This window comes from Mesorhizobium sp. M1E.F.Ca.ET.063.01.1.1, from assembly GCF_003998155.1.
Lineage (GTDB): Bacteria > Pseudomonadota > Alphaproteobacteria > Rhizobiales > Rhizobiaceae > Mesorhizobium.
In genome coordinates this window covers 1-1,477 of the sequence record NZ_RZSC01001090.1, presented here as the reverse complement: position 1 = coordinate 1,477, position 1,477 = coordinate 1, and the positions used below count along the sequence as shown (strand labels likewise).

The 1,477-nt window shown below is 60.9% G+C and carries 2 protein-coding genes and 1 pseudogene; 2 read left to right on the top strand and 1 reads right to left on the bottom strand.

Going from position 1 to position 1,477, the window contains the following annotated elements; all coding sequences use genetic code 11:
* Positions 1 to 202: hypothetical protein (locus tag EOA29_RS42460; RefSeq protein ID WP_210213219.1), on the top strand; the 202-nt coding region annotated here is incomplete at its 5' end.
* A 4-nt stretch (positions 203 to 206) separates the two neighbouring features.
* On the top strand, positions 207 to 1,142 hold the full coding sequence (locus EOA29_RS36280) for a LysR family transcriptional regulator (protein ID WP_126093019.1): 936 nt from the start codon (positions 207 to 209) through the stop codon (positions 1,140 to 1,142).
* Between the two features lie 141 nt (positions 1,143 to 1,283).
* Here the strand turns inward: EOA29_RS36280 and EOA29_RS36275 are convergent.
* A pseudogene (locus EOA29_RS36275) lies at positions 1,284 to 1,477 on the bottom strand (hypothetical protein); the annotation flags it as partial.

Sequence of the window (1,477 nt, the reverse complement as noted above, 5' to 3'; positions counted from 1 at the left end):
TCTTGTGGCCGCGACTGACGGCCTCGGCGAGGACTCGTTGGCCAATATTGCCGGTCGCTCCGATGATCCCGAGGTGCATGCCTGCCTCCAGTTTCCGTTGATCGCCATCGCCGCTCGGCAAAGCAGCGCCTGGCCCCCAAGGTATGAGGCGTTGATATCGGCAACAATCATAGATAATTTGAAATCACATTTGCACTGGTGAGATAATGACGCTCAGTTATGACGATGTGGCCATCTTCCTAAGAGTTGCCCGCGAAGGGAGCTTCGTGGGCGCGGCGCGATCGCTGCGCGTACCGGTCAGCACAGTGAGCCGCCGGGTCGCCGCGCTCGAGGCCCGATTGAAGACGCAGCTTTTGCGGCGGACCACACGAGCCGTCAGTCTGACCGACGATGGCCGCGCGTTCTCCGACCGTTGTGGTCAGGCGGTGGATGAAATCGAGGCTGCGGCCGACGCCTTGTCGGCGAATGGACAGAATTTGCGGGGCACGATCAGGATTACGGCGCCCCATTTCGCGTGCTCCGAGATGTTTGGGCCCTATCTCCTCGAGTTCGCTGCGGCCCATCCCGATTTGGTCATGGATATTCGATTGACCGACGCCACCCCCGATCTCATCGAGGAAGGCGTCGATCTGGCGTTCCAATTCGGCCCTTTGCGGGATGGACGCTTCATCGCGCGCAAGCTATGGCCTGTTCGCTACGTCCTGTGCGCCAGTCAGGCGTTTCTGGATCGGCATCCAGGGATAATGCGCCTTTCCCACCCAAAGGAGCTTGCTGCACATCCCTGTGTTCTTACACCGCCCATCGCCTCGTGGGCGTTTGACCTCGGGAGTGAGCAAACGACAATCAGACCGCGAATTTTAAGTGCGGTCGTTGACGATTTAGCGCTCGGCGCCTTGGCGGTTCGCCGAGGCGTGGGGATCGGCTACCTGCCGGAAAGCCTCACCTTGGGGAATTCTGCGGAACCTCTGATCGACATACCGCTGGGCGGCTGGCGCCCTGCGCCGCGGGAGCTGTTCGCTGTCTATCCGGCCTCACGCCAACTTTCCGCAAAAGTTCGTGCTGCGATCGACCACGCCGCGGCTGGTCTTGACTGGTACAAGCGGCCCGCGATCTCTTCACAGGATCTTGGGCTAAGTCGATAGCGATCTAATGTCTCCCGAAAGTGGGAACCGGTTTTGGGACAAAGACATGCATCAAAACAAAGGGTTAAAGCGCGTCGGTCGAATCCGTTTCGACGCGACGCGCTTTAAGAGCGCGGCGCCGGCGTCAGCCGCAAGCCGCCGTCAGCTGCCGCACTGCCGTAACTGCGTGACGTAGTCGCGGGCCATCTGGTCAGTGGCGCGCGCGTAGCTTTGCACGCCGGCGTCGCCGCGATTGCCGCGGCCGTAGGCGCTCCAGCCGAGATAGTAGGCCAGATAGAGATTGTAGGTGTCGTTGCGGGCGACGCCGAATGTGTCGGCGGTCTTGGAATGATACC